Genomic DNA, 23336 nt, shown 5'->3' with positions numbered 1-23336 from the left:
CTCCAGGTTGATCCGCCGCCATGGTGTCGTAACGCAAACGGGATCCGGCAGGCCTGGGCCTGCGGATCCCCTGTTGCTGGCGCCGTGGGCGGCGGTCAGTTCAGATCAGATGTAGTCGAAGAATACCGTCTCGTGCTCGCCCTGCATGTGGATATTCCACAGGTAGCTGCCATCGGCCTGCTTGCGGGCGATGAGGGTGTCGCGGCGGTTCGGCGGTACTTGTTCCAGCAGTGCCGATTGTGCCAGGGCGGGATCGTCTTCCAGGAACACCGCGCTGAACTGGTGCTTGACCAGGCCACGGGCGAACACGGTGACATAGGCCACCGGCTTGCCGGCGGCTGCCTGCGGTTGCGAGATGGAGAAGGCGAAGCCGCCATCTTCGCCACTCGGTACGCGACGATAGCCGGGGATGGCATGGGCGCTCTCGGCCGGGGCGCTGCCGGGCAGCCAGGCCTCGGCCCAGGCGTCGTTGATGGGCTGGCCGTCGCCGTCGAAGATGGCACCGCGAACCTTGATCTGTGCGGCGCTGCTGTCCACGCGGGCGGTCAGTTCCACGGCCCAGGCCCAGGCTTCGTGAGGGAAGGGGCCGATGGTTTGGGAGGTGGTGATATTGCTCATGTCTGCTCCTGCTCAGTCTGTGTGTCAGATACCCATGGGCGTGCCGTTGCGGCCGCGCAGGACGATGTCGAATTCGTAGCCGAGCATCTTGTCGTCCACCGTCTCTTCCAGCGAAAAGCGCGAGATCAGGCGCTGGCGGGCAGCCTTGTCGGGGATGCTCTGGAAGATCGGGTCATAGTCGAACAGCGGGTCATTGGGGAAGTACATCTGCGTGACCAGGCGCTGCGCATAGACGTTGCCGAACAGCGAGAAGTGGATATGCGCCGGACGCCAGGCCTTGTGGTGGTTGCCCCAGGGATAGGGGCCGGGCTTGATGCTGACGAAGCGATAGCGACCGTCGTCGTCGGTGAGCATCTTGCCGAAGCCGGTGAAATTGGGATCCAGCGGCGCATCGTGCTGGTCCTTCTTGTGGAAGTAGCGGCCGGCGGCATTGCATTGCCAGACTTCCAGCAGGGAATTGCGTACCGGCTTGCCGTCTTCGTCCAGCACGCGGCCGGTGACGACGATCTTCTCGCCCAGGGGTTCGCCCTTGCCCTGCTTGGTCAGGTCCATATCGTGCGGCAGGATCAGCCTGGGCGAGGCAAACAGGTTGGTGCCGGTGGCGGTCTCGTCGCGCACGCGCAGGGGCGCCTGGGTGGGACCGCGCTTGGCGGTGGATTTGTAGGGGGGATAGATCAGTTCCGGATAGACACCGGGTTCGATGGCATCGAATTGCATGAGGTCTCCTCAGGTCGCTAGGGGCGGCTGCGCTTGTTCACATTGCCTTGCTGCCAAATGTGCGATTTGCGCGCCGTGCTTGGGTGTGGAGAGATAGTAGGCAAGCACCCGGACTGCCTCAAGGCCAACGCAGCGCAGCATATTCGCCATTCGCCCGCTTTGTGCGAGAATCGCACAAATGGCCGGTTTTCTGCAGCAAGCCTGCAGTGACCGGCATCAGCTTGTCTTATCCACAGGGCGGGGACGCATGCAGCAAGAGCGAATCGACGAGGACATGGCCGAGGACGAGGCGGGGCCGCTGAAGCGCGACCTGGTGGCGGGCCTGGAAAAGGGTCTGCAGGTCATCGAAGCCTTCGACCAGGAGCGCTCGCGCCTGACCATCGCCGAGGTGGCGCAATTGACCGGACTGACCCGCGCCGCCGCCCGGCGGTATCTCATCACGTTGACCCATCTGGGTTACATGCGCCACGACAACAAGACCTTTTCGCTGACGCCGACAGTGCTGCGGCTGGGCCAGTCCTACCTGCACTCGGCACGCCTGCCGCGCATCGTGCAGCCCTTGCTGTACCGGCTGGCCTATTCGTTGGGCGAGGCGGCCTCGTGCGGGGTGCTGGACCACGATCAGCTGGTGTGCGTGGCGGCGGTGAGCGCGGGGCAACTGGTCTCGACCACCCTGCAGCCAGGCACGCGCGTACCGGCCTATTGCACTGCCAATGGCCGCATCCTGCTGGCCAATCTGCCTCAGGCGCAGCTCGATGTCATCCTGGCCCGCGCCCAGCCGGAGGCCATTACCGTCAACACCATCACCGATCCTGAACGTCTGGCCCTGGAGATTGCGCGCGCCCGCGCCCAGGGTTATGCGCTGGTGGATCAGGAACTGGAACTGGGCCTGCGCACCATGGCCGTGCCGGTGCGCAACTTCCGCGGCGAGGTGGTGGCGGCCATGAACATCAGCGTGCATGCGGGGCGGATGAAGCTGGAGGACATGGTCGAACGCTGCCTGCCAGCCATGCTCAAGATACAGGTGGAACTGGGCGCGCTGCTCTAGGCGCAGGAAGGGGGCGGTACCGTCGGCTCATTCCTCCACGTGCGTGCGCCGGTACTGCTTGGGCGTCACGCCCATGTGTCGTTTGAAGAGACGGCTGAAGTACGCCGGGTCCTGGAAGCCCAGCTCATAGGCGATGGTCGCCACTCCGGATGGCACATAGGTCAGCTTGCGGCAGGCTTCCAGGATCAACCGCTGCTGCGCCAGGTCGAAGGCCGAACGGCCCGCCAGTTTCAGGCACAGGCGGTTCAGGCGGCTGGGCGTGACGCGCAGCTTGTCGGCATATACCGCGACTTGCCATTGTTCCCGGAAATGTTGCTCCACCAGCGTGCGGAAGCGACTGAACAGTTCGAAATCTCCACGTCCGCTGAGCTCGGCCGAGCGATGGTCGGCCTCCAGTCGCACCAGCAGCAACATCACGCTGCGTGCCAGCCATTCCAGCATCAATGCGTGCCCGGTGCGGGGCGCAGCTGATTCGGCGATCAGCAGGCGCAGCAGGGTCTCCATGCGGGCATGCAAGTCCGGAACCCGAGCCAGTTCGATGGCCATCGGGCGCAGGAACAGCGGAGAAAACAGCTCGCCATGGGCCTCGCCGCCACCGCCCGAAAACACGATGTGCGGGTCCACCGTCAGCACGAATCCCACTGCCTGTTCCGAGAAGTCGAAACCATGCACCAGCGAGGGATGGATGGTGATGACGACCGGGCCGTCATAGTCCCATACCTCGTCTTCCATCAGCGCGCTGACATGGCCGGACATTAAAAAAAGTACCTGAAAAAGTCCGGCATGTGTGTGCGGTGCAATATGCCAGTCATGGATGCGGCTGCGCGTCTCGATCAGTTCGATATGGACCGATTCGGCATCATCCGGCCGCACAGCCTCACCGTACAAGGAAAACTGGGGTACCTCGCTGATGCGGGGTTTGTTGCGTGCCAGGGGCATGAGGTCTCCGTCCGTCGCTCTGGGGGCAGGGCTTGTTGTACTGGTCTGTAAAAATAGTACAAGTTTTTGCCGGGATCATCCATTTTTAAATGGCCGCCCGACGACTAAGATTCGCTCCACACCAGAACAAAAAACAACCTTCATTACGGAGACCCCCCATGCGTACCCAAGTCGCCATCATCGGCGCCGGCCCGGCCGGTTTGTTGTTATCCCATCTGTTGCATCTCAAGGGCATCGAATCGGTCGTGCTGGAAACCCGCAGCCGCGAAGAAATCGAGTCCACCATCCGTGCCGGTGTACTGGAGCAGGGCACCATGGACATCCTCACCGATACCGGCGTGGGGGAACGCATGAAGCGCGAAGGCGCCTTGCACCATGGCATCGAACTGGCCTTCGGCGGGCGGCGTCACCGGATCGACCTGACCGAGCTGACCGGCCAGGCCATCACCGTCTATGCCCAGCATGAAGTGATCAAGGACCTGGTGGCTGCGCGCCTGGCGGCACAGGGGCAACTGCTGTTCGAGGTCAGCGGTACCACGATCGAAGGTGTCGACACCGACAAGCCCCGCGTGCGCTTCCTGCACGCGGGTGAACAGCATACGCTGGAAGCCGATTTCATCGCCGGCTGCGACGGCTTCCACGGTGTGTCCCGCCCGGCCATTCCGGACAGCAAGCGCCAGGACTATCAGCGGGTCTACCCCTTCGGCTGGTTCGGCGTGCTGGTGGAAGCGCCGCCGTCCTCGGACGAGCTGATCTATGCGCAGCATGACCGCGGTTTCGTGCTGGTGAGCACGCGCTCGCCTACCGTGCAGCGGCTCTACTTCCAGTGCGACCCCAAGGACAGCGTAGACAACTGGAGCGATGACCGCATCTGGAACGAATTCCACTGCCGCCTGGAAAATGGCGACGGCTGGCGTCTGAAGGAGGGCAAGATCTTCCAGAAAGGCATCATCGGCATGCGCAGTTTCGTGTCCACGCCGATGCAGCACGGGCGCCTGTTCCTGGCCGGCGATGCGGCCCACATCGTGCCACCGACCGGGGCCAAGGGGTTGAACCTGGCAGTAGGGGACGTCAAGCGCCTGGCCGAGGGGATCGAGGATTTCTATCGCACATCCAGCGAGGAAGGCCTGGCTTCCTACACCGAACTGGCGCTCAAGCGCATCTGGCGCGCCGAGTACTTCTCATGGTGGATGACCAGCATGCTGCATACCTTCGAGGACGCCTCGCCCTTCCAGCGGCAGATACAGCGTGCCGAACTGGAGAACGTGGTCAATTCGCGGGCGCTGTCGACGGCGTTGGCGGAAAACTATGTCGGCGCCTTCTGAACCTGGGCAAGACTTCCATTGACAATGACGCCCGCGCAAGCGGGCGTTTTCATTGGTGCGGGTCGGGCGCCGGCAAGATATCGGCACCGTCCTCGTCACCGTGCGCAAGCAAACGGCGATAGTGTCGTCGGGCAACGTAGACGCAGGCGTGCCAATAGCACTGCGCGCCGACAAGTGCTCCGGCGATGCTGCCGGGATAGCCCATGCCGATACTGCGTCCCAGCGCCGCCAGCAAGGCGCAGGCCAACAGGCCCAGCCAGGTCTGCCAGTGATGAAACAGACGCAGCGAGACGCCTCGCCAGCGCGCGAGACGTTGCCGGCGGTCAAGGCAGGCGAGTTCGGGTATCTGTTTGAGCGACCAGTAGATTTTCATGCCAGGCTCCGTGTTTTCCCGCCGTGGCGCGGGGAGAGGGACGTGCTGCAATCTGGACTTCGATGAGGGGCGTGCTTGAGCATCCATGTTGGCACAGCGCTCTGACAATGCACTGACGCTGAACTGACATAACGATGTCGTTTTGCAGGAGGGTGATTTTCCGGCAGAGGCGGATCGAAGCAGCACGTCGAACCAGGCTCTACAATGCCGCCATGAACTTGCCCGAACTCCATACCCACCTGTGGGATGCCCTGCGCCTCGGCGCCAGTCCCACCCGATCAGCTTTCACCATCTGGCAGCTTGCGACCCTGGGGCTGGACGGTGCGCCACAATTGCGCTCCATCGTCTTGCGCGAGGCTGACGAGTCGACTGGCACGCTCGCCTTCCACACGGACCGTCGCTCTCCCAAGCTGGCCGACATCGATGCCGACGACCGGGTGGCCATGCTGTCGCTGGACCTGGATCGCCATGTGCAACTGCGCCTGAACGGAAGGGCGCGCCCGGTGCAGGACGGTGCTCGCGTGCGACGCATGTGGGACGGGGCGCGGCCGCATACGCTGATCCTCTACCAGACCCCGCATGCACCGGGAACGGTCATCGCCCAGCCGGAGGACGGCCATGTTCCGTCAGAGCCCGCGCACAGCGGCTTCGACAATTTCACCCTGGTCGAGGTGGTGCTGGATGCCATCGAATACCTCGACCTGACGCCGGGTCAGCATTGCCGCGCCGTGTTCCGCCGCGACGACGGCGCGTGGCGCGGACAATGGATCGCACCCTGAACGGGTGACGCCGGATCAGGCCAGCGCGGGATAGGTAAAGCCGAGGAAGTGCACGGCATTGAGCGCAAAGTGGACCGCAATGGCGGCTTCGATGCGCCCACTGCGCTGGAAGACGATGGCATAGCCGAGACCGGCCACGCTCGCCAGTGCGGCATAGACCATCCCTCCCCCCAGATGGGCCGCGCCGAACAGCACGGCCGACACCACGACGGCCAGCAATTGCCCGCCGCGCAGCGTGTGCAGCGCCAGTTGCAGGCGCTGCTGGATCAGCCCACGGAAGAAGGCTTCTTCCGCCACCACCGTCAACAACAGGTTGATGGCGAGGAAGGTGGCGGCAAAGGGCGGCCACTTGGCTTCGGGCCGCACCATGCCGAGCAGCCAGCCCGACAGCATGACCACTACGATGGTAAGCAGGCCCGGCAGCAGTGCGCGGCGCAGTGCGGCCTGCCATTGCTTGCGTGCATGGCAACGCGGCGCCAGCAGCGCCAGCAGCAACAGCCCGGCAGCACCCTTGTCGAGATTCGCATACAGCATGAAGGGTAGCGCGTCCGGCGTGATGGCCTGGCGCGGCAGGACCAGCGGATTGAGAAAGCCCGGCCAGCGATGCATGGCCAATAGCAGGCTCAGCACGATGACCGGGAGCAGCCACATGCCGGCCGGCCATGCGTGTTGTGCATGGCGTGCATGGGCGGCTCGCCACGCGCTCACGCCCAGCAGCAGCAAGCCGAGCACGCCGGTCACGGTGAGCTGGCCGTTGAGCAGGGCCGCGACTACGGCCAGCACCAGCAAGAGCAGCCAGGGCGGCAGCCGCATTGCGCCACGCAGGGGCAGCGCAGGAAGCCAGACGGTGCAGATGGCCAGCATCAGCAGCAGGGTGGCGGTGAGAGATGGTAGCGATGGCTGCGAGGGCAACGAAAGCAACGAGAAGGCGGACATTGGTGGCTACGACGGATGTCGGATTGATGGGAGCGGTGTTTTACCATGATGGGCGACCTTGAAGTGGCGCAGGCGCATCATTTCGTGAAAACATTGCGCAATTTCGGTCAGGATTTCGCCTGCCGATTCTTGCACAGTACGTCCCGTGAACCGAGGACAAGATGAGTGACGCCCGCAGAAAATCCTATGTAGCCCGTTTCGAACGGGTACTCGACCATATCGAACGTCATCTCGACGATGCGCTCGATGTCGATCGCCTGGCCGGCGTCGCCCATTTTTCGCGGTTCCATTTCCAGCGGCAATTTGCCGACTTCGTCGGTGTCGGGGTGGCTCGCTACATCCTGCTCATGCGTCTGAAACGGGCCAGCCTGCAACTGGCGTTCCGGCACGAGAGCAGGATCATCGAGATCGCCCTGCAGGCCGGTTTTGAAAATCCGGAATCCTTTACCCGCGCTTTCAGAAGCGCCTTCGGACAATCGCCTTCGCAGTTCCGGCGTGCGCCCGACTGGCCGGCCTGGAACGAGCGTTATGTGTTCCGTATCCCTGAAAGGAAAGTGGACGTGCAAGTCGATATCGTCATGGTAGAACCCGTTCGCATCGCCGTGCTGGAGCATCGCGGTCCGGTGCCCAATCTCAACGCCACGGTGGCGCGTTTCATCGAATGGCGCAAGTCGTCAAGCCTGTCGCCAGTGGAGCGCTGCCGCACCTTTGGCCTGGCCTGGGACAATCCGGATACCACGCCGCCGGAGCAATTCCGTTTCGATATCTGCGGAGAAATCGAGAGCGCCCTGCCGGACAATCCGCAAGGTCTGGTGGAGAAGCTGATTCCGGGTGGGCGCTGCGCCCGGGTGCGGCATGCGGGCGCGCACGAACGGCTGGCCGAGAGCATCTATCCGCTCTATCGTCAGTGGCTGCCGGGCAGTGGGGAGGAATTGCGTGATTTTCCGCTGTACTTCCACTACCTCAATCTGCTGCCGGATACGCCGCCGGGCGAGCTGCTGACCGATATCTATCTGCCGCTGAAGTAGTGCTGGAGGAATGCTGAAGTAACGTTGACGTAACGTTGACGTAACGTTGAAGCAACGCTGAAGGAAGGGCAGGGAGCTTCAGGCCACCAGGGCCTGCGAGAAATGCGCGACCTGGTGCGCCGGTACCAGCAGAGGGATGAAGGAGGCGTCGTTCATGGCCAGCCAATAGGGCAGGTGCGGGCTGGCATCGAACCCGTAGTTGCTGCCGTCGAGCTGCCAGAAGCGTGGCACTGCCAGCGGCGGGCGCACCGTGTTCTTGAGCTGGTCCAGGCTGGCCAGGCGCTGTGCGCAGGGCTGGAAGCTGGACAGGGCAGCGCGTTCCCCGCTGGCGGCGAAGCCGGCCGTGGCGAACCATTCCAATACCTTGCGCGGGCTGGCGTTGAGGCTGGCCCAGTCATGGGGGGCGCCGCCGGGCGCCGTGATGAGGCGGGCGCCGCCGCTCACGTACAACTCGACCATGCCCAGCAGGGCGGCGGGAACGGGGACACGGACTTTGGTAAAGGGCATCATGGACAGGGGCTTCCTTGGAGTGGAGGATCAACTGTTGCCAGTCTAGCCAGTCCATCGTGATTCGCCGATAGGGGAAATCCTGACAGCTTGCTGTCAGCTTCGCGCGGGGCGTCAGGAATTTCCCGATGCCCGCAGCGGCAATGCTCCTGTACAACGGTAGCTGGCAGTCTGCCCTTGCTTCAGTTGTTTCACAGGATGTCCCAAGAATGAATTTCCCCAGTATCGTGATGATCGATCCCAGCCAGGAAGCCGTGGAGCTGGCCCGTTTCGCGCTGTGGCGCTCGGGTCTGCATTGCGCCTTCCGCAGTTGCCCCGACGCGGCCAGTGCCCGGCGTTGCCTGCTGCAGGGGCGGCGCAGCGGCGATGGCGTGGCGCCTTGTCTGATCCTGCTGGAGTCCGACATGGGCTGCTACGACGGTCTGGAGCTGCTGCGCGAGTTGCGCGCCAGCAAGCATCTGGCGCAGGCGCCGGTGGTGGTGTTTCCCTCGCGGGACATGGAGGGCGAGCAGGCGGCACTGGCGGCCGGTGCCAGTCAATACCAGCCCAAGCCGGTCGACGGCGAGCACTATGCGCGTTGCGTGGTGGAGATGGTGGAGCGCTGGTGTGATGCCCTGGCGGCGAGGGGACCGGTACCGGCCAAGGTGATGGCATCGGTCCTGGGAGGTGCCGAGGCGCACCCGGCACGGCGGCGTGATGATCCGGCCAGACCGGAGGATGAGACCTCGCATTGAGTGCCGGCAGATCGCTGCTGACGCTGGAAAAAACGAAAGGGCCGGGCGGCCCTTTTTTCATTGTTGCGCCGGCCCCGCAGGCGGTTCAGCGGCGGGTCTTGATTTTGGGCGTGGGCAACGCCGTCTTGTACTTGATCTGCTTGAGGGCAAAGCTGGAACGGATATTCTTGATGCCGGGAATCTTGGTCAGGTGATCGACGATGAAATGTTCCAGCGTCAGCAGGTCGGGCACCACGATGCGCAGCAGGTAATCCTCGTCGCCGGTCATCAGGTACACTTCCATGACCTCATCGAAGGCACTCACGGCCGTCTCGAACTGGGCCAGCGCTTCGGCGCCCTGGCGCTCCAGGATCACCTTGACGAAGACGTTGACCTTCAGGCCCAGCAGGTGCGGATCGGCCAGCGCCACGTAGCGCGAGATGATGCCTTCGGTTTCCAGCCGCTTCACACGGGCCAGGGTCGGCGATGGCGAGAGGTTGATACGGCTGGCGAGCTCCAGATTGCTGATCGAACTGTTCTCCTGAAGGATGTTCAGGATGCGCAAATCGGTGGTATCTAGTTCCATTATCGAAATTAAATTCTGTCGGTTTCGGTTTTGCAGCACTGGATGCTGAATATTGTACGGCAACTTCCTGTTTTAAGTGACTCATGCCGGGCTATCCGGCGTATCGTAGTCCGGTAGTTCATCTCGCAAGCTAGCCCTTACCACCAAGACAAGACCGAAAAGGCGTCGGGCGCGGGGAGACCGATGGCGCGGCCTGTGTTTTACCGGCTTTTCGTCTCTTTGCATAGCGGCGATTGCAGCGGCAGCAGGTTTTATGCCGACCCGCGCTGCGCCAGCCTCGGCGTGCGACCAGACAGGAGATCAGGAAGTGGACATGTCCCGCCCCAGTGACAGCGATATCGCCCGTGATATCGACCTCGATGCCCAGGAAACCCAGGAGTGGCTGCAGGCGCTGCAAAGCGTGCTGGCCGAGGCCGGACCGGAGCGTGCGCGCTTCCTGCTCTCGCGCCTGTCGGCGGCGGCCCAGCAGTGGGGCGTGAACTGGCGCGATGCGCGCAATACCCCTTATGTGAATACCATCCGCCCCGAGCAGGAGCCGCCTTTCCCCGGTGGTTCGGACGCCCAGGCCATCGAGGAACGTATCGCCAGCATCATGCGCTGGAATGCGCTGGCCATGGTGGTGCGCGCCAATCGCGCCTATGGCGAGCTGGGCGGGCATATTGCCAGCTTCGCCTCGGCGGCGGACCTGTTCGAGGTCGGCTTCAATCACTTCTTCCGTGCCCGCGATGACAAGTTCGCCGGTGACGTGGTCTATTTCCAGCCGCACTCGGCACCCGGCATCTATGCCCGCGCTTTCCTGGAAGGCGCCTTGAGCGAAGAGGACCTGGCCTATTACCGCCGGGAGATCGAGGCCAAGCGCGTCGGTCGCCAGGGATTGTCGTCCTACCCGCATCCCTGGCTGATGCCGCAGTTCTGGCAATTCCCGACCGGCTCCATGGGCATCGGTCCCATCAATGCCATCTACCAGGCGCGCTTCCTGCGTTACATGGAACATCGCGGCCTGTTGCAGGACCAGGGCCGCAAGGTATGGGGGGTGTTCGGCGACGGCGAGATGGACGAGCCCGAATCGCTGGCGGCGCTCTCGCTGGCCTCGCGCGAGAAGCTGGACAACCTGATCTTCGTGGTCAACTGCAACCTGCAGCGCCTGGATGGTCCGGTGCGCGGAAACGGTCACATCGTCGATGAGCTGGAGACCCTGTTTGCCGGTGCCGGCTGGAACGTCATCAAGCTGCTGTGGGGCTCGGACTGGGATGGCCTGTTCGCCCGCGACCGCGACGGTGAGTTGGTGGACGCCCTGAACCGCACGGTGGACGGTCAATTGCAGACCTTCGCCGCCAACGATGGCGCCTTCAATCGCCAGCATTTCTTCGGCCAGACACCGGGCACCCGCGCTATCGGTGCCACGCTCACCGATGAGGAAATCAACCGCCTGCGTCGGGGCGGGCACGACATGAAGAAGATATTCTCGGCCTACCAGGCGGCGGCCCAGCATCGCGGCCAGCCGACTGTGATCCTGGCCCAGACCAAGAAGGGCTACGGCATGGGCGCGGCCGGTGAAGGCAAGATGACCACCCACCAGCAGAAGAAGCTGGATGAGGAAAGCCTGCTGCAATTCCGTGACCGCTTCAAGCTGCCGCTGTCGGATCAACAGTGCCGCGAACTGGCCTTCTACAAGCCCGCGCCCGACAGCGCCGAGATGAAACACCTGCATGCCCGCCGCGCTGCGCTGGGCGGCTACCTGCCACGCCGCGATGCCGGTCAGGCGCGCCGCGCGGTGCCGGCGCTGGAAGCGCACAGCAAGTTCGCGCTGGAAGCCGATGGCAAGGAGATGTCATCCACCATGGCGCTGGTGCGCCAGCTCGGCAACCTGTTGAAGGACCCGGAGTTCGGCCGCTACGTGGTGCCCATCGTGGCCGACGAGGCGCGTACCTTCGGCATGGCCAACCTGTTCCGCCAGGTCGGCATCTATTCCTCCCAGGGTCAGCTGTATGAGCCGGAGGACATCGGGTCCATCCTCTACTATCGCGAGGCCAAGGATGGCCAGATTCTGGAAGAGGGCATCACCGAAGCCGGCGCGATCTCTTCCTGGACGGCCGCCGCGACCGCCTACTCGGTGCATGGCACACCGATGCTGCCGTTCTACATCTACTACTCGATGTTTGGTTTCCAGCGCATCGGCGACCTGATCTGGGCAGCGGCGGACCAGCGCGCACGTGGCTTCCTGATCGGCGCCACGTCGGGGCGTACCACCCTGGGCGGCGAGGGCTTGCAGCATCAGGATGGCAATAGCCTGGTGACGGCGGCTTCGATTCCCAACTGCGTTTCCTATGACCCGGCCTATGCCTACGAGCTGGCGGTGATCCTCGACGACGGCATGCGCCGCATGATGGAGCGCGGCGAGGACGTCTTTTACTACATCACCGTCACCAACGAAAACGAGGCCCAGCCCAGCCTGCCGCCGGGCGTGCAGGAAGGCATCCTGCGTGGGCTGTACTGCCTGGGTCGCAAGGAGAACGCGCAGGCGCGCCTGTTGGGTGCAGGTCCCATCCTGAAGGAAGCAGTGGCCGCCGCCGCGTTGCTGCAGCAGCACTGGCAGATCGAGGCCGAGGTATGGAGCGTGACCAGCTATACCGAACTGGCGCGTGATGGCGTGGCGGCGCAGCGCAACCAGCGTCTGTCGGGCGCGCACCCGCTGCCGTATGTGACGCAGCAACTGCAGGGCAGCGCTGCACCGGTCATCGCGGTGAGCGACTACATCCGTACCTTGCCGGAGAGTATCCGTGCCTTCGTGCCGGCGCAGTATGTGACCCTCGGAACGGATGGCTTTGGCCGCAGCGACACGCGGGTGAACCTGCGCGACTTCTTCGAGATCGATGCACGCTGGATCGCCTATACGGCGTTGTGCGCGGTCTGGGGAGAGGATCGTGCGCGGCTGGAGGATGCAGCGCGTACGCTGGGTATCGATACGGCCAAGCCGCTGTCGAGCACGGTCTGATGCACAAGTACCGGGATACATGAAAGGCAGGCCCAGGGATTGAAAATCCTTCATCTGGCCGCGCCTGGTGTTTGTTATAGTGGAAACCGCCCGTGCATCACGGGCGGTTTTTTTTATCCGCCGACGATGCAGGTTCCGTCCATAAGATCATTGAGGAGTCAACACGATGGCTGCACCCAAACGTATCGCGCTGGTGACCGGCGCAGGCTCCGGCATCGGCCGGCAGATTACCCTGGCGCTGCTGCGCGAAGGCTATGGCGTGGCCCTGGCCGGACGTCGCCAGGATGCGCTGGAAGAGACCGTCAAACTGGCTGGCGAACACGGTGCCAATGCGCTGGTGGTGGCAACCGACGTGACCGATCCGGCCTCGGTCAAGCATCTGTTCGCACAGACCCGGCAACGCTTCGGCCGGCTCGACATGCTGTTCAACAATGCCGGCATCTTCGCACCGCCGGTATCGCTGGAGGAGTTGAGCGTGGAGCAGTGGAAGGCAGCGGTGGACATCAACCTGACCGGTGTCTTCCTGTGTACCCAGGAAGCCTTCCGCGTCATGAAGGAGCAATCCCCGCGGGGTGGGCGCATCATCAACAACGGCTCCATCTCGGCCCATGCGCCGCGTCCGTTCTCGGCCTCCTACACGGCCACCAAGCATGCCATCACGGGCCTGACCAAGGCCACCTCGCTGGATGGTCGCGCCTATGACATCGCCTGCGGCCAGATCGACATCGGCAATGCCTCCACCGACATGACCACGCTGATGAAGAAAGGCACCTTGCAGGCCGACGGCTCCACCAAGGTCGAACCGACCATGGACGCCGAGCATGTAGCCAAGGCCATCCTCTACATGGACAGCCTGCCGCTGGATGCCAATGTGCAGTTCATGACGGTGATGGCGACCAAGATGCCCTATATCGGGCGGGGTTGATTCTTCCCGGCGGGATCGGAAGTGAAGAAGTGGCCGCGGTTGTGTACTGCGGCCATTTTCATTGGTGTTGTTCGGGCAAGCCGCGTCTAGCCGATAAAGACCGATGCACCGACGCCGAAGCGCTGGGCCAGTGCCTTGACCTGACGCAGATTCAATTCGCGCTTGCCGCGCAGGATTTCGGAGACCACGCCTTGTGAGCCGATCTCGGGCAGGTCGGATTGTGTGAGCTGATGTTGCTCCATCAGGAATTGCAGGACATCCACAGGAGAGACCTGCTGCAACGGGAAGTGCTTGTCGTCGTATTCGGCAATGAGGCTGCCGAGTGTATCGACCAGATCGGCCAGAGGGTGCTTTTCATTGCCGGCACCGGCGTCGAGCAATTGATTCAGGGTGGTGACTGCGCGGTCATAGTCATCATCAGAACGAATCGGCCGCAGCGGGATGAGAGACGACAAGGCCGCAAAGTGCGAGGTGATCTTGTCCATCGCACTTTTTTCCATCAGTCAGCTCCACCCTTCATGCCTTGCCATTCGGGAGTGAGCTGCATGGAAATCCCGAACATGTCCAGCACGCGCCCGAGGGTGTGATCGACCATCTCTTCCATCGAGGCCGGGCGCTGGTAGAAACCGGGCAGCGGCGGGAAGATCACACCGCCCATCTCGGTGACGGCGGTCATGTTGCGCAGGTGGGCCAGGTTGAAGGGCGTTTCGCGCACCATCAGTACCAGGCGACGACGTTCTTTCAGGACCACGTCGGCGGCGCGGGTGATGAGGTTGTCGGAGAGACCATGCGCCACGGCGGCCAGGGTCTTCATCGAACAGGGTGCCACCACCATGCCGGTGGAGGCGAAGGAGCCGCTGGCGATGCAGGCGCCGACGTCGCGCACGTGATGCACCACGTCGGCCAGGGCTTCGACCTCCTTGCGCCGCATGTCCAGTTCCTGGTGCAGATTGAGCACGCCGGCTTCGGAAATCATCAGATGGGTTTCCACCTGACCATGCTTGCGCAGGTGCTCCAGCAGGCGCACGCCATAGATCGCCCCGGTCGCACCGGTGATGGCGACGATCAGACGCTGGCGTGGCGGACTGGAAGTGGAACTCACAAGAGAAACCGGAGCAGGGCAGCGATGCGCCGGGTTTAGCCCTTGATCAGGGTCTGCAGTTCGCCCGAGGCGTACATCTCGCTCATGATATCGGAGCCGCCGACGAATTCACCCTTCACGTACAGCTGGGGAATGGTTGGCCAGTTCGAGTATTCCTTGATGCCCTGACGCACGTCGGCGCTTTCCAGCACGTTGACGGTAACGATGTTCTCGGCGCCGCTGGCCTTGAGCAGCTGGATGGCCTTGCCGGAGAAGCCGCATTGCGGGAACTGGGCGGTTCCCTTCATGAACAGCACGACAGGGTTTTGGGTCACGGTTTCTTTGATCCAGGATTGGACGTCGCTCATGGCTATGCCTTTAAAAATGGGATTGCCGACATTATAGGGAAAAGCCGCCGCTCGCGTTGAAGTCGGCAGGGTTGCGGCGTGGTTGGGGTGTCGTCCGGCATTGCTTGGTGGAAATCATTTATACGATTTCCCTTTGGACCTTGCCACCAAGATGAGGGCGGGAGGAGCCCCTTCAAGTCTCATTACGGGCCGCGTCGGGAGAACAACGGCGGTGATGGACGCGGGATCACTGTTTGCCACAGGAAATGAAACCGACCCCGGCGCCGCAAAATGAAAAAGGGCGCTTGCGCGCCCCTTCCTCATGAGATTCCCACCTTATGCGTCACGCTGTCGTTGCGCACCCGCCGGCAGGAATGGTCCCGGGTCCTTGTCTTATGCCGCGCCAGCCACTGCATCAGTGGGGGTATCGTCGGGCAGACGCTTGGCCATGGAGTGATGCTCCTGCAAGCGGTCCTTGTGCTTGATGACCTGGCGGTCGAGCTTGTCGATCAGGGCATCGATGGCGGCATAGAGGTCGTGCGCAATGCTTTCCGCATGTAGATCCTTCCCCTTGATGTGGACGTTGATTTCCGCTTTTTGGCGCTTTTCCTTTTCTGTGAGTTTATCTACGCTCAGGATCACGCTGACGTCGATCACGTTGTCGAAATGGCGCTTGATACGGGCCAGCTTGCTTTGCACGTATTCCCGGATGGCGGGGGTCAGTTCGAGGTGGTGTCCACTGATGGTCAGATTCATACAAGACTCCTATCGTGAGGTCACTGGAGGTTCGTGCGATGCATCGTCTACAGCTGCTGTACCACGGGCACGGTCTTCGTGTCGGATGGCATGGGCACCAGGTAGGGATGCTTGCCTGAACACAGCAACGGTACTGCTACAGAAAAACTGAGGAAAGCTCAGAGGGACTTGCGGAGATTGACTGGCGGAATCTTCAACACTTCGCGGTATTTGGCGACTGTGCGTCGCGCGACCACCATGCCTTGTTCTGCCAGCATATCCGCAATCTTGCTATCGGATAATGGGGTCTGCGGGTTTTCGGCTCCTATCAACTGTTTGATCAGCGCCCGTATCGCGGTGGAGGAGGCTTCGCCTCCGGTTTCAGTCGCGACGTGGCTACCGAAGAAGTACTTCAACTCGAACATGCCGTGCGGCGTGAGCATGTATTTCTGAGTTGTCACGCGAGAGATTGTGCTCTCGTGTAGACCCAGTGTATCAGCAATTTCACGCAGCACAAGGGGCCGCATGGCGACTGCGCCATGTGAAAAGAAGTTTCTTTGACGTTCGACAATAGCCTGCGCGACTCGCAAAATTGTATCGAAACGTTGCCGCATGTTCTTGATGAGCCACTTGGCTTCCTGCAACTGGGAAGACAGCGATCCTTCGCCCTTGGCCTGCTTGAGCGCACTCGCATACATCGCATTGACGCGCAGCTTGGGCATGACCTCATGGTTGAGCATGACCTGCCAGCCGTTCTTTGTCTGTTTGACAATCACGTCCGGCACCACGTAGTCCGAAGCATCGCGCGCGAATTCGGCGCCCGGATGCGGACGGCACTGACGGATCACCGTCTGTGCTTCGCGCAGGTCCTCGTCATCGCAATCGAGGGCCTTCTTGATCTTGTTGAAGTCGCGTTGCGCGAACAGCGGCAGGTAATCCTCGACGATCCTCAAGGCCAGCTTGCGGGTGACGAAGGGCACCTTGGGCAGGCGGCGGATCTGCAGTGCCAGACATTCACCGGCACTGCGCGCACCCACCCCGGCCGGGTCCAGGCTCTGCAGCAGCTTCAGCGAGATCGACAGTTCTTCCAGGTCAACGCCCAGCTCTTCCGGCAGGCGCGCGAGGATGTCTTCCAGCGGTTCTTCGAGGTAACCACTTTCGTCCAGCGCATCGGTGAGCAGTTCCAGCAGCGCACGGTCGCGGTGCGTGCGGGCGGTGACCCGGATCTGTTCCAGCAGGTGTTCGCGCAGGGTCAGCTCATGCGCTTCCAGTTGCGGGCGGGCATCGTCATCGTCGGGCGACTTGCCACTGCGCGCCACGTCGTCGAAGCTCCAGTCGGATTCCCCGCTGACGCCGCTCTCGGGGCTGTTGTCCTGGTAGTCGAAACTGGCTTCGCCATCGGTAGCGGCAGGAGCTGCTTCGTTGCCGCTGTCGCCAGCGGGCTCGGCCACTCCGGTGGAGGGCGCCGAAGAGACCGCGCCATCGGCCAATAGGCGCACCGAATTGTCGAGCGCGTCGTCCAGGCGTTCGAGCAGGGGATTGTCGGACAGGATCTGTTCCAGTTCCTGGTGCAGTTCCAGCGTCGACAGTTGCAGCAGCCTGATCGACTGCTGCAGTTGCGGCGTCAATGCGAGGTGCTGCGAGGTACGTAACTGGAGCGACTGTTTCATCTGTCTTTCTGGGAGCGGCGTGGCCCGCTGGTTGCAATACCGTTGTACGGCCGATGGACGGTGGGTGCTACATGCGGAAGTGTTCGCCCAGGTATACCCGGCGCACCGATTCGTTGGCGATGATCTCTTCCGGGTTACCGCTGGCCAGCACCGTGCCCTGGTTGATGATGTAGGCGCGGTCGCAGATACCCAGGGTTTCCCGCACGTTGTGGTCGGTGATGAGCACGCCGATGCCGCGTTCCTTGAGGAAGCGCACGATGCGCTGGATTTCGATCACTGCAATCGGGTCGATACCGGCAAACGGTTCGTCCAGCAGCACGAAGCGCGGATCGGTGGCCAGTGCGCGGGCGATTTCCACGCGGCGGCGTTCGCCACCGGAGAGCGACAGTGCCTGGCTCTCGCGCAGCTTTTCGATCTGCAGTTCATGCAGCAGGTTGTTCAGGCGGCCCTCGATTTCATCGCGCGAGAGCGGCTTGCCGTCTTCCTGGCGCAGCTCCAGCACGGCGCGGATGTTGTCTTCCACCGTCAGCTTGCGGAACACCGAGGCTTCCTGCGGCAGGTAGGACAGCCCCAGCGTGGCGCGCTTGTGGATCGGCAGGCGCGAGATGGGCGAACCGTCCAGATCGATTTCGCCACCGTCCGAGGGGACCAGGCCGACGATCATGTAGAACGAGGTGGTCTTGCCGGCACCGTTGGGGCCAAGCAGGCCGACCACTTCGCCACTACGCACTTCCATGGAGACGTCACGCACCACCTGGCGCGCACCGTAGCTTTTCTTCAGGCCGCGAACGACCAGTGAGCTTGCCATCGTTACTGGTCCTTTCCGTTCTGACGGCGCTGGGCCGGTGCCGGCGTAGCGGGCTGTGCGGGCGTGGAAGGCTGGGAGGCATCCGCCGGAGGCGGGTTCTTGGGCTGGATCACGGCAGTGATGCGTCCTGCCCCCGGCTTGCTTTCGCCGCTGGCGGTGTTGTTGACGGAGTAGAACTCGGCGCGGCTGTCATAGGAAATGAATTCGCCATTGACTTCGTCAGTGATGCGGCTGCCATCCATGCGCTGGATGTGCGCGCGCTGGAACAGCTTGGAGACCTCGGTCTGCTCGGAATACTCGATGCGTTCGGCCTGGCCTTCGATCCACAGGTTGGGGCCACCATCGCGCTTCTGGCGGAAGTTCGCCAGTGCACCAGGAGCCGCGTACAGCACCGCATTTTCATAGCCGTACTGGTCGGTCGTGAGTACCACGCGGCCTGCCTTGATGATCAGGGTGCCGCGGGTCATGACGACGTTGCCGGTGAAGGTCTTCACCTGGCGCACGTCGTCGTAGACCATCTGGTCCGCCTCGATGTTGGTGGGCTTGGTGGAGTCCGCCTTCTCGGCGTGGGCCACGCCGCACACGGCAGCCAGCATCAGCATCGGCAGTAAGAGTGAGCGTTTCATGGATTTCCTGTCTGGTCGGTTCTTGGCGTTTTTATCGTGGGGACAACCGGTTTAGCGTTTCTTCGGCGTGGGCTCGTAATAACCGCGCACATTGCCGAACAACTGCACAACCTGGGTGGCGTTGTTGGCCAGCATGCCCACTCCATTCAATCTGGTGGTGCCCATCGTCATTGCAACCGGTTTGTCGGTCTTGACGATCTCGTCATCGGGCAGCAGCAGCAGGTATTCCGAGACCAGATGCATCGGCGCACGGCCGTTGGCGGCGCCACGGATGGCGTTGGCATTGCCATACATGTGGATCTGGGTCTGGTCGTCGGTCACGCGTGCCGTGTCGGAATACAGTTCCATCGGAGGCTTGTCCTTGTCCAGGCTGTGCACCACCGGCTTGGTGATCTCGAAGGAGTCATCCAGCGGGAAGTGGACCATCTTGGTCCCGGAAACGTCATAGCGCGGGAGGCCCGTGGGACCGAGTTTCACGTAGTTGAAGTTTTCCAGGTAGTAATCGGGTTTGCCACGTGGGCGCTGTACTGCGTGCTGGTCGCTGGAGGCACGCAAGGCCTGCAGTACCCAGAAGCTGCCCAGGGCCGCGCCGATCAGGATCACCACGATCACCGCCAGCCGGATGCGCTCGGCGGCGCGTTCTCCGCTGCGCCCGCTCATGCCAGGTACGGCGCCAGCGCCGCCTCGTAGTTGCCCTGCGCGGCCAGCACCAGGTCGCAGACTTCGCGCACGGCGCCGTTGCCGCCAGTGGCCTGGGTCACGTAATCGCAGCGCGCCTTGACCTCGCGGTGACCGTTGGCCACGCACGCCTTGAAGGCGACGCGGGTCAGAACCGGCAGGTCGATGATGTCGTCGCCCAGGTAGCCACATGCGGCCGCCGTGAGCTGGGTGTGCTGCAGCAGTTGTTCGAAGGCCTGGCGTTTGTCGTGTACGCCCTGGAACACGTGGGCGATACCGAGGTCGCGCGCGCGCCGCAGTACATAGGGCGACTGGCGTGCGGTAATGATGGCGGCGGCCGTGCCGAACTGTTGCATCATCTTGATGCCGTGGCCATCGAGGGCGTTGAAGCGCTTGAAGGCCTCGCCCTCTTCGCCGTAGAACAGGCCGCCGTCGGTCAGGACGCCATCGACATCGAAGATCATCAGGCGAACGCCGGCTGCCTTGGCGAGGGCGTCCGGCGGCAGGGAGCTGGTGAAGGCGGACGCGGTCATCAGATTACCTTGGCGCGGGTCAGGTCATGGATGTGCAGCGCGCCCGTGAGGACGCCCTCGGCATCGGTGACCAGCAACTGGTTGATACGGAATTGTTCCATCAGCTGTACGGCGTCCACCGCCAGCCGATCCTGGTTGATGCTTTGCGGCTGGGCGTGCATCACTTCGGCGATGCTGAAGCTGGTGAAATCCTGGCCCCGCTCCAGCAGGCGGCGCAGGTCACCATCGGTGAATACGCCGATCGGCCGGAACTGCTCATCCACCACGGCCGTCATCGCCATGCCCTTGCGCGTGATTTCCATCAGCGCGGCCGATAGCGAGACATCCGGACGCACCGCCGGGATGGCCTCGCCACTGCGCATCACGTCGCGCACGTGGGTCAGCAGGCGGCGGCCCAGTGCGCCACCGGGGTGGGAGCGCGCGAAATCTTCTTCCAGGAAGCCGCGGGCGTCCAGCAGCGACACCGCCAGCGCATCGCCCATGGCCAGCGTGGCCGTGGTGCTGGCGGTGGGGGCCAGGTTCAGGGTACAGGCTTCCTTGGCCACGCCCACGTTGAGGTGCACCGCCGCCATCCGGGCCAGGCTGGAATCGTCATTGCCGGTCATGGCGATGATCACGGCACCCATGCGCTTGATGATGGGGACGATCGCCAGCAGCTCGGCGGTTTCGCCGGAGTTGGAAATGGCGATGAAGACGTCCTTGGGGGTCACCATGCCCAGGTCGCCATGGGAGGCTTCGGCCGGATGCATGAACAGCGAGGGGCTGCCGGTGGAGGCGAGCGTGGCGGCGATCTTGCGGCCGATGTGGCCTGATTTGCCGATGCCCGAGACCACGGTGCGGCCCTGGCATTGCAGCACGGCCTGCACGGCTTGTGCCAAGGGCTCGGCGCTATCGTCGCGCAGGCGGCTCTTCAGCGCCAGGATGGCATCGGCTTCGATCTGCAGGGTCTGGCGCGCCAGCTCGACGGCACGGCGGGCAGCCTCGGCGGAAAAAGATGCAGATGTGGTTTTGTCATCGGTTACACTCATAACCGAAGTATAAACGAATTAGCAAAGCAAAAAACTTGCCAGATGTAAGGGAATGCTGTTGAGCTTGATATAAGGTGCAGGATTGCGACGCACCGCAACATGCTCGCCAGGGGGGGAATCACTGCCGGTTCCGGCAGCACTGAAGAAGGCGGGGCGCAGGGCGCCGGCATCAGACCGGCATCAACCAGGAGCCCGGCTACGCCAACCAGCATGCACCGTTGCGGCCCGCCTCCGCCACCCGCCGCGGTGAGCTGCGGTGAACACCCTCCCGCGCTGCCTTGCTCTGGTGCGTTGTCAAATTGCTCATATTCACTGCGTTGCATTGTCATAAGAAACTAAACAAGCCATGTTTTCCGGACTGGAACTGACACTCTTCCTTCTGGCTGCGGCGGTGCTGGGCGTGGTCGCCTTCCGCATGATGCAGTTGCCGCCCATGCTGGGCTATCTGGTGGTGGGCATCATCATCGGCCCGCACGGGCTGGCCTTCGCCGAAGACAATGAAACCACCCACGCCCTGGCCGAGTTTGGGGTGGTGTTCCTGATGTTTTCCATCGGCCTGGAGTTTTCCCTGGCCAAGCTGTCGGCCATGCGCCATATCGTCTTCGGGCTGGGCGTGGCGCAGGTGGCCACCACCATCGCTGCCACCATGGTGATGGCCTGGGGCTCGGCCATGGTGCTGCCGCAGTTCATCAACGTGAGCTGGCAGGCGGCCTTCGCGCTCGGCGGCGCCCTGACCATGTCATCCACCGCCATCGTCTCCAAGCTGCTGACCGAACGGCTGGAACTGGAAACCGAGCATGGGCGCCGCATCATGGGTGTGCTGCTGTTCCAGGATCTGGCCCTGGTGCCGCTGTTGATCGTGGTGCCGGCGCTGGCCAACAACTCCGGCAACATCATGGTCACACTGGGTTGGGCCGTGGGCAAGGCGATGGTGGTGCTGGCGCTGCTGCTGTTCTTCGGCAGCAAGCTCATGCGTGGCTGGTTCCGCATCGTGGTCAAGCGGCGCTCGCAGGAACTGTTCATGCTGAACCTGCTGCTGATCACCCTGGGCGCGGCCTGGATCACCGAAAAGGCCGGCTTGTCCCTGGCCCTGGGCGCCTTCATCGCCGGCATGCTCATTTCCGAGACCGAGTTCAAGCACCAGGTGGAAGAAGACATCAAGTCCTTCCGCGATGTCCTGCTGGGCCTGTTCTTCATCACCATCGGCATGCTGCTCAATGTGCGCACGGTGGTCGATCACTGGTTTCTGGTGCTGCTCCTCCTGACCGGGCCGGTGCTGCTCAAGTTTGCCCTCATCGCCGGGCTGGCGAGGCTGTTCGGATCGTCCACCGGCGTGGCGCTACGGGTCGGCCTGGGGCTGGCGCAGGCCGGGGAGTTCGGCTTCGTGCTGCTGAGCCAGGCCGGCGGACTCAAGCTGGTCGATCCCTTGCTGATCCAGGTGATCCTGGCGGCGATGGTGCTGTCGATGCTGGCCACGCCCCTGATCCTGGCCAAGTCCGACGCCATCGTCATGCGATTCTCCGCCAACGAGTGGATGCTGCAATCCCTGGCCCTCACGCAACTGGCCACCCGCACCATGGGCGTGCAGAAGCACGTCATCATTGCCGGTTTCGGCCGCAGCGGTCAGAGCCTGGCGCGCCTGCTGGAGGAGGAGGGGATCGCCTACCACGCGCTGGAGATGGACCCGGAACTGGTGCAGGATGCCCGCAATGGGGGCGCCAATGTCTCCTACGGCGATGCCGCCCGGCGCGAAAGCCTGGTGGCCGCGGGCATCCACCGTGCCGCCGCCCTGGTGGTCACCTATGCCAGTACGCCCTCGGCGCTGAAGGTCTTGCATCACGCCGCCGAACTGGAGCCGGAGCTGCCCGTGATCGTGCGCAGCCATGACGACGCCGATCTCGAAAAACTGCTCGCCGCCGGTGCCACCGAGGTAGTGCCCGAAGCGCTGGAAGGCAGCCTGATGCTGGCCTCGCATGCGCTGGTGATGCTGGGTGTGCCATTGCGCCGCGTGGTGCACCGCGTGCAGGATGCGCGCGATGAGCGCTATGCCTCGCTGCGCGGCTATTTCCATGGCATGTCCGACGCCGAGGCCGATGGCGTGGGCATGAATGTACGCCTGCAGTCGGTCACCCTGATCGACGGCGCCAGTGCGGTCGGTCACACCCTGGCCGAGATCGACCTGCCCGCGCATTGCGGCGCCGAGGTCGCCATGCTGCGCCGGGGCAAGCAGCGTCTCGATGCGCCTGATCAGGCGGTGCTCATGGCCGGTGACATCGTGGTCTTGCGCGGCAGTTCGGAGAGCATCCTGCGCGCCGAAAAACGCCTCCTCAGCAAATGAGGA

25 protein-coding genes are annotated in these 23336 nt (G+C 63.0%); 8 read left to right on the top strand and 17 right to left on the bottom strand.

Features of this window, described 5'->3' with window-relative positions; all coding sequences use genetic code 11:
- Positions 1-105: 105 nt before the first annotated feature.
- Both HBH1_RS15415 and pcaH read right to left on the bottom strand, forming a co-directional pair.
- Positions 106-618 carry a peptidase associated/transthyretin-like domain-containing protein gene (locus HBH1_RS15415; RefSeq protein WP_102663457.1) on the bottom strand — a complete coding sequence of 171 codons (513 nt, stop codon included), beginning with the start codon at positions 616-618 and terminating at the stop codon, positions 106-108.
- Between the two features lie 24 nt (positions 619-642).
- Positions 643-1335, bottom strand: a complete 693-nt coding sequence (gene pcaH, locus HBH1_RS15410; RefSeq protein WP_006461669.1) for a protocatechuate 3,4-dioxygenase subunit beta — start codon at positions 1333-1335, stop codon at positions 643-645.
- A 247-nt stretch (positions 1336-1582) separates the two neighbouring features.
- On the opposite strand from pcaH, the gene HBH1_RS15405 reads away from it, so the two are divergent.
- A complete protein-coding gene (locus HBH1_RS15405) occupies positions 1583-2383 on the top strand; it encodes an IclR family transcriptional regulator domain-containing protein (RefSeq protein WP_102663456.1) in 801 nt (266 codons plus the stop codon).
- 27 nt (positions 2384-2410) lie between these two features.
- Here HBH1_RS15405 and HBH1_RS15400 read toward each other — a convergent pair whose 3' ends face one another.
- Positions 2411-3322 carry a helix-turn-helix domain-containing protein gene (locus tag HBH1_RS15400; RefSeq protein ID WP_006461671.1) on the bottom strand — a complete coding sequence of 304 codons (912 nt, stop codon included), beginning with the start codon at positions 3320-3322 and terminating at the stop codon, positions 2411-2413.
- A gap of 158 nt (positions 3323-3480) precedes the next feature.
- On the opposite strand from HBH1_RS15400, the gene HBH1_RS15395 reads away from it, so the two are divergent.
- A complete protein-coding gene (locus HBH1_RS15395) occupies positions 3481-4647 on the top strand; it encodes a 4-hydroxybenzoate 3-monooxygenase (RefSeq protein WP_102663455.1) in 1167 nt (388 codons plus the stop codon).
- A gap of 49 nt (positions 4648-4696) precedes the next feature.
- Here HBH1_RS15395 and HBH1_RS15390 read toward each other — a convergent pair whose 3' ends face one another.
- Positions 4697-5020 carry a hypothetical protein gene (locus HBH1_RS15390; RefSeq protein WP_102663454.1) on the bottom strand — a complete coding sequence of 108 codons (324 nt, stop codon included), beginning with the start codon at positions 5018-5020 and terminating at the stop codon, positions 4697-4699.
- A 212-nt stretch (positions 5021-5232) separates the two neighbouring features.
- On the opposite strand from HBH1_RS15390, the gene HBH1_RS15385 reads away from it, so the two are divergent.
- Positions 5233-5799 (top strand): pyridoxamine 5'-phosphate oxidase family protein, encoded by a 567-nt coding sequence (locus tag HBH1_RS15385; RefSeq protein WP_102663453.1) that lies wholly within the window; start codon positions 5233-5235, stop codon positions 5797-5799.
- 15 nt (positions 5800-5814) lie between these two features.
- Here the strand turns inward: HBH1_RS15385 and HBH1_RS15380 are convergent, their stop codons facing one another.
- Positions 5815-6735: a CPBP family intramembrane glutamic endopeptidase gene (locus HBH1_RS15380; protein ID WP_102663452.1), complete on the bottom strand. Its 921-nt coding sequence runs from the start codon at positions 6733-6735 to the stop codon at positions 5815-5817.
- Positions 6736-6896: 161 nt separating this feature from the next.
- Here HBH1_RS15380 and HBH1_RS15375 point away from each other — a divergent pair, with 161 nt between their 5' ends.
- Positions 6897-7763 carry an AraC family transcriptional regulator gene (locus tag HBH1_RS15375; RefSeq protein WP_102663451.1) on the top strand — a complete coding sequence of 289 codons (867 nt, stop codon included), beginning with the start codon at positions 6897-6899 and terminating at the stop codon, positions 7761-7763.
- Positions 7764-7841: 78 nt separating this feature from the next.
- Here the strand turns inward: HBH1_RS15375 and HBH1_RS15370 are convergent, their stop codons facing one another.
- Positions 7842-8273: a hypothetical protein gene (locus HBH1_RS15370; RefSeq protein ID WP_102663450.1), complete on the bottom strand. Its 432-nt coding sequence runs from the start codon at positions 8271-8273 to the stop codon at positions 7842-7844.
- A gap of 206 nt (positions 8274-8479) precedes the next feature.
- On the opposite strand from HBH1_RS15370, the gene HBH1_RS15365 reads away from it, so the two are divergent.
- Positions 8480-9004 carry a response regulator gene (locus HBH1_RS15365; protein ID WP_102663449.1) on the top strand — a complete coding sequence of 175 codons (525 nt, stop codon included), beginning with the start codon at positions 8480-8482 and terminating at the stop codon, positions 9002-9004.
- Positions 9005-9089: 85 nt separating this feature from the next.
- On the opposite strand, the gene HBH1_RS15360 is transcribed toward HBH1_RS15365, so the two are convergent.
- Complete coding sequence (locus tag HBH1_RS15360; RefSeq protein ID WP_006461679.1) at positions 9090-9569, bottom strand: Lrp/AsnC family transcriptional regulator; 480 nt, start codon at positions 9567-9569, stop codon at positions 9090-9092.
- A gap of 313 nt (positions 9570-9882) precedes the next feature.
- Between HBH1_RS15360 and mdeB the strand changes: the two genes are divergently transcribed.
- Both mdeB and HBH1_RS15350 read left to right on the top strand, forming a co-directional pair.
- Positions 9883-12564, top strand: coding sequence for an alpha-ketoglutarate dehydrogenase (gene mdeB / locus HBH1_RS15355; RefSeq protein ID WP_102663448.1), 2682 nt, complete (start codon positions 9883-9885; stop codon positions 12562-12564).
- A gap of 166 nt (positions 12565-12730) precedes the next feature.
- The gene (locus HBH1_RS15350; protein WP_006461681.1) at positions 12731-13489 is read left to right on the top strand and encodes an SDR family oxidoreductase; all 759 of its coding nucleotides are present in this window, start codon (positions 12731-12733) and stop codon (positions 13487-13489) included.
- A gap of 86 nt (positions 13490-13575) precedes the next feature.
- Here HBH1_RS15350 and HBH1_RS15345 read toward each other — a convergent pair whose 3' ends face one another.
- The 10 genes from HBH1_RS15345 to HBH1_RS15300 all read right to left on the bottom strand — a co-directional run bounded on the left by HBH1_RS15345 (position 13576) and on the right by HBH1_RS15300 (position 20995).
- The gene (locus HBH1_RS15345; protein WP_174616827.1) at positions 13576-13989 is read right to left on the bottom strand and encodes a helix-turn-helix domain-containing protein; all 414 of its coding nucleotides are present in this window, start codon (positions 13987-13989) and stop codon (positions 13576-13578) included.
- Positions 13989-14591, bottom strand: coding sequence for a UbiX family flavin prenyltransferase (locus HBH1_RS15340; RefSeq protein ID WP_102663447.1), 603 nt, complete (start codon positions 14589-14591; stop codon positions 13989-13991). Before HBH1_RS15340 ends, HBH1_RS15345 begins: the two co-directional genes overlap by 1 nt.
- 35 nt (positions 14592-14626) lie before the next feature.
- A complete protein-coding gene (gene grxD, locus HBH1_RS15335) occupies positions 14627-14938 on the bottom strand; it encodes a Grx4 family monothiol glutaredoxin (RefSeq protein WP_006461683.1) in 312 nt (103 codons plus the stop codon).
- Positions 14939-15310: 372 nt separating this feature from the next.
- Positions 15311-15673 (bottom strand): ribosome hibernation-promoting factor, HPF/YfiA family, encoded by a 363-nt coding sequence (gene hpf, locus HBH1_RS15330; RefSeq protein ID WP_006461684.1) that lies wholly within the window; start codon positions 15671-15673, stop codon positions 15311-15313.
- A gap of 158 nt (positions 15674-15831) precedes the next feature.
- A complete protein-coding gene (locus tag HBH1_RS15325) occupies positions 15832-17322 on the bottom strand; it encodes an RNA polymerase factor sigma-54 (protein ID WP_102663446.1) in 1491 nt (496 codons plus the stop codon).
- A gap of 67 nt (positions 17323-17389) precedes the next feature.
- Positions 17390-18130 carry an LPS export ABC transporter ATP-binding protein gene (gene lptB, locus HBH1_RS15320; protein ID WP_006461686.1) on the bottom strand — a complete coding sequence of 247 codons (741 nt, stop codon included), beginning with the start codon at positions 18128-18130 and terminating at the stop codon, positions 17390-17392.
- A 2-nt stretch (positions 18131-18132) separates the two neighbouring features.
- Positions 18133-18756: a lipopolysaccharide transport periplasmic protein LptA gene (gene lptA, locus HBH1_RS15315; protein WP_102663445.1), complete on the bottom strand. Its 624-nt coding sequence runs from the start codon at positions 18754-18756 to the stop codon at positions 18133-18135.
- Positions 18757-18807: 51 nt separating this feature from the next.
- A complete protein-coding gene (gene lptC, locus HBH1_RS15310) occupies positions 18808-19416 on the bottom strand; it encodes an LPS export ABC transporter periplasmic protein LptC (protein WP_102663444.1) in 609 nt (202 codons plus the stop codon).
- Positions 19413-19967: a KdsC family phosphatase gene (locus tag HBH1_RS15305; protein WP_006461689.1), complete on the bottom strand. Its 555-nt coding sequence runs from the start codon at positions 19965-19967 to the stop codon at positions 19413-19415. The genes lptC and HBH1_RS15305 overlap by 4 nt, the downstream gene beginning before the upstream one ends.
- Positions 19967-20995 (bottom strand): KpsF/GutQ family sugar-phosphate isomerase, encoded by a 1029-nt coding sequence (locus tag HBH1_RS15300; RefSeq protein ID WP_006461690.1) that lies wholly within the window; start codon positions 20993-20995, stop codon positions 19967-19969. The genes HBH1_RS15305 and HBH1_RS15300 overlap by 1 nt, the downstream gene beginning before the upstream one ends.
- 346 nt (positions 20996-21341) lie before the next feature.
- Between HBH1_RS15300 and HBH1_RS15295 the strand changes: the two genes are divergently transcribed.
- Positions 21342-23333, top strand: a complete 1992-nt coding sequence (locus HBH1_RS15295) for a monovalent cation:proton antiporter family protein (RefSeq protein WP_102663443.1) — start codon at positions 21342-21344, stop codon at positions 23331-23333.
- The last annotated feature ends 3 nt before the right edge of the window (positions 23334-23336 follow it).

It is taken from the genome of Herbaspirillum sp. BH-1, from assembly GCF_002870055.1.
Classification (GTDB): Bacteria; Pseudomonadota; Gammaproteobacteria; order Burkholderiales; family Burkholderiaceae_D; genus Herbaspirillum; species Herbaspirillum frisingense.
Note: the sequence above shows the minus strand (reverse complement) of the source record. Positions and strands in the feature narration are given on the sequence as shown.

Coding starts and splice junctions, on each gene's coding strand:
- HBH1_RS15305 (WP_006461689.1), bottom strand. CDS start 19,967: ATGACCGCGTCCGCCTTCACCAGCTCCCTGCCGCCGGACGCCCTCGCC.
- HBH1_RS15350 (WP_006461681.1), top strand. CDS start 12,731: ATGGCTGCACCCAAACGTATCGCGCTGGTGACCGGCGCAGGCTCCGGC.
- lptA (WP_102663445.1), bottom strand. CDS start 18,756: ATGAAACGCTCACTCTTACTGCCGATGCTGATGCTGGCTGCCGTGTGC.
- HBH1_RS15395 (WP_102663455.1), top strand. CDS start 3,481: ATGCGTACCCAAGTCGCCATCATCGGCGCCGGCCCGGCCGGTTTGTTG.
- HBH1_RS15345 (WP_174616827.1), bottom strand. CDS start 13,989: ATGGAAAAAAGTGCGATGGACAAGATCACCTCGCACTTTGCGGCCTTG.
- lptB (WP_006461686.1), bottom strand. CDS start 18,130: ATGGCAAGCTCACTGGTCGTTCGCGGCCTGAAGAAAAGCTACGGTGCG.
- HBH1_RS15365 (WP_102663449.1), top strand. CDS start 8,480: ATGAATTTCCCCAGTATCGTGATGATCGATCCCAGCCAGGAAGCCGTG.
- lptC (WP_102663444.1), bottom strand. CDS start 19,416: ATGAGCGGGCGCAGCGGAGAACGCGCCGCCGAGCGCATCCGGCTGGCG.
- HBH1_RS15415 (WP_102663457.1), bottom strand. CDS start 618: ATGAGCAATATCACCACCTCCCAAACCATCGGCCCCTTCCCTCACGAA.
- HBH1_RS15380 (WP_102663452.1), bottom strand. CDS start 6,735: ATGTCCGCCTTCTCGTTGCTTTCGTTGCCCTCGCAGCCATCGCTACCA.
- mdeB (WP_102663448.1), top strand. CDS start 9,883: ATGTCCCGCCCCAGTGACAGCGATATCGCCCGTGATATCGACCTCGAT.
- HBH1_RS15300 (WP_006461690.1), bottom strand. CDS start 20,995: ATGAGTGTAACCGATGACAAAACCACATCTGCATCTTTTTCCGCCGAG.
- HBH1_RS15360 (WP_006461679.1), bottom strand. CDS start 9,569: ATGGAACTAGATACCACCGATTTGCGCATCCTGAACATCCTTCAGGAG.
- hpf (WP_006461684.1), bottom strand. CDS start 15,673: ATGAATCTGACCATCAGTGGACACCACCTCGAACTGACCCCCGCCATC.
- HBH1_RS15325 (WP_102663446.1), bottom strand. CDS start 17,322: ATGAAACAGTCGCTCCAGTTACGTACCTCGCAGCACCTCGCATTGACG.
- grxD (WP_006461683.1), bottom strand. CDS start 14,938: ATGAGCGACGTCCAATCCTGGATCAAAGAAACCGTGACCCAAAACCCT.
- pcaH (WP_006461669.1), bottom strand. CDS start 1,335: ATGCAATTCGATGCCATCGAACCCGGTGTCTATCCGGAACTGATCTAT.
- HBH1_RS15405 (WP_102663456.1), top strand. CDS start 1,583: ATGCAGCAAGAGCGAATCGACGAGGACATGGCCGAGGACGAGGCGGGG.
- HBH1_RS15370 (WP_102663450.1), bottom strand. CDS start 8,273: ATGATGCCCTTTACCAAAGTCCGTGTCCCCGTTCCCGCCGCCCTGCTG.
- HBH1_RS15390 (WP_102663454.1), bottom strand. CDS start 5,020: ATGAAAATCTACTGGTCGCTCAAACAGATACCCGAACTCGCCTGCCTT.
- HBH1_RS15295 (WP_102663443.1), top strand. CDS start 21,342: ATGTTTTCCGGACTGGAACTGACACTCTTCCTTCTGGCTGCGGCGGTG.
- HBH1_RS15400 (WP_006461671.1), bottom strand. CDS start 3,322: ATGCCCCTGGCACGCAACAAACCCCGCATCAGCGAGGTACCCCAGTTT.
- HBH1_RS15385 (WP_102663453.1), top strand. CDS start 5,233: ATGAACTTGCCCGAACTCCATACCCACCTGTGGGATGCCCTGCGCCTC.
- HBH1_RS15375 (WP_102663451.1), top strand. CDS start 6,897: ATGAGTGACGCCCGCAGAAAATCCTATGTAGCCCGTTTCGAACGGGTA.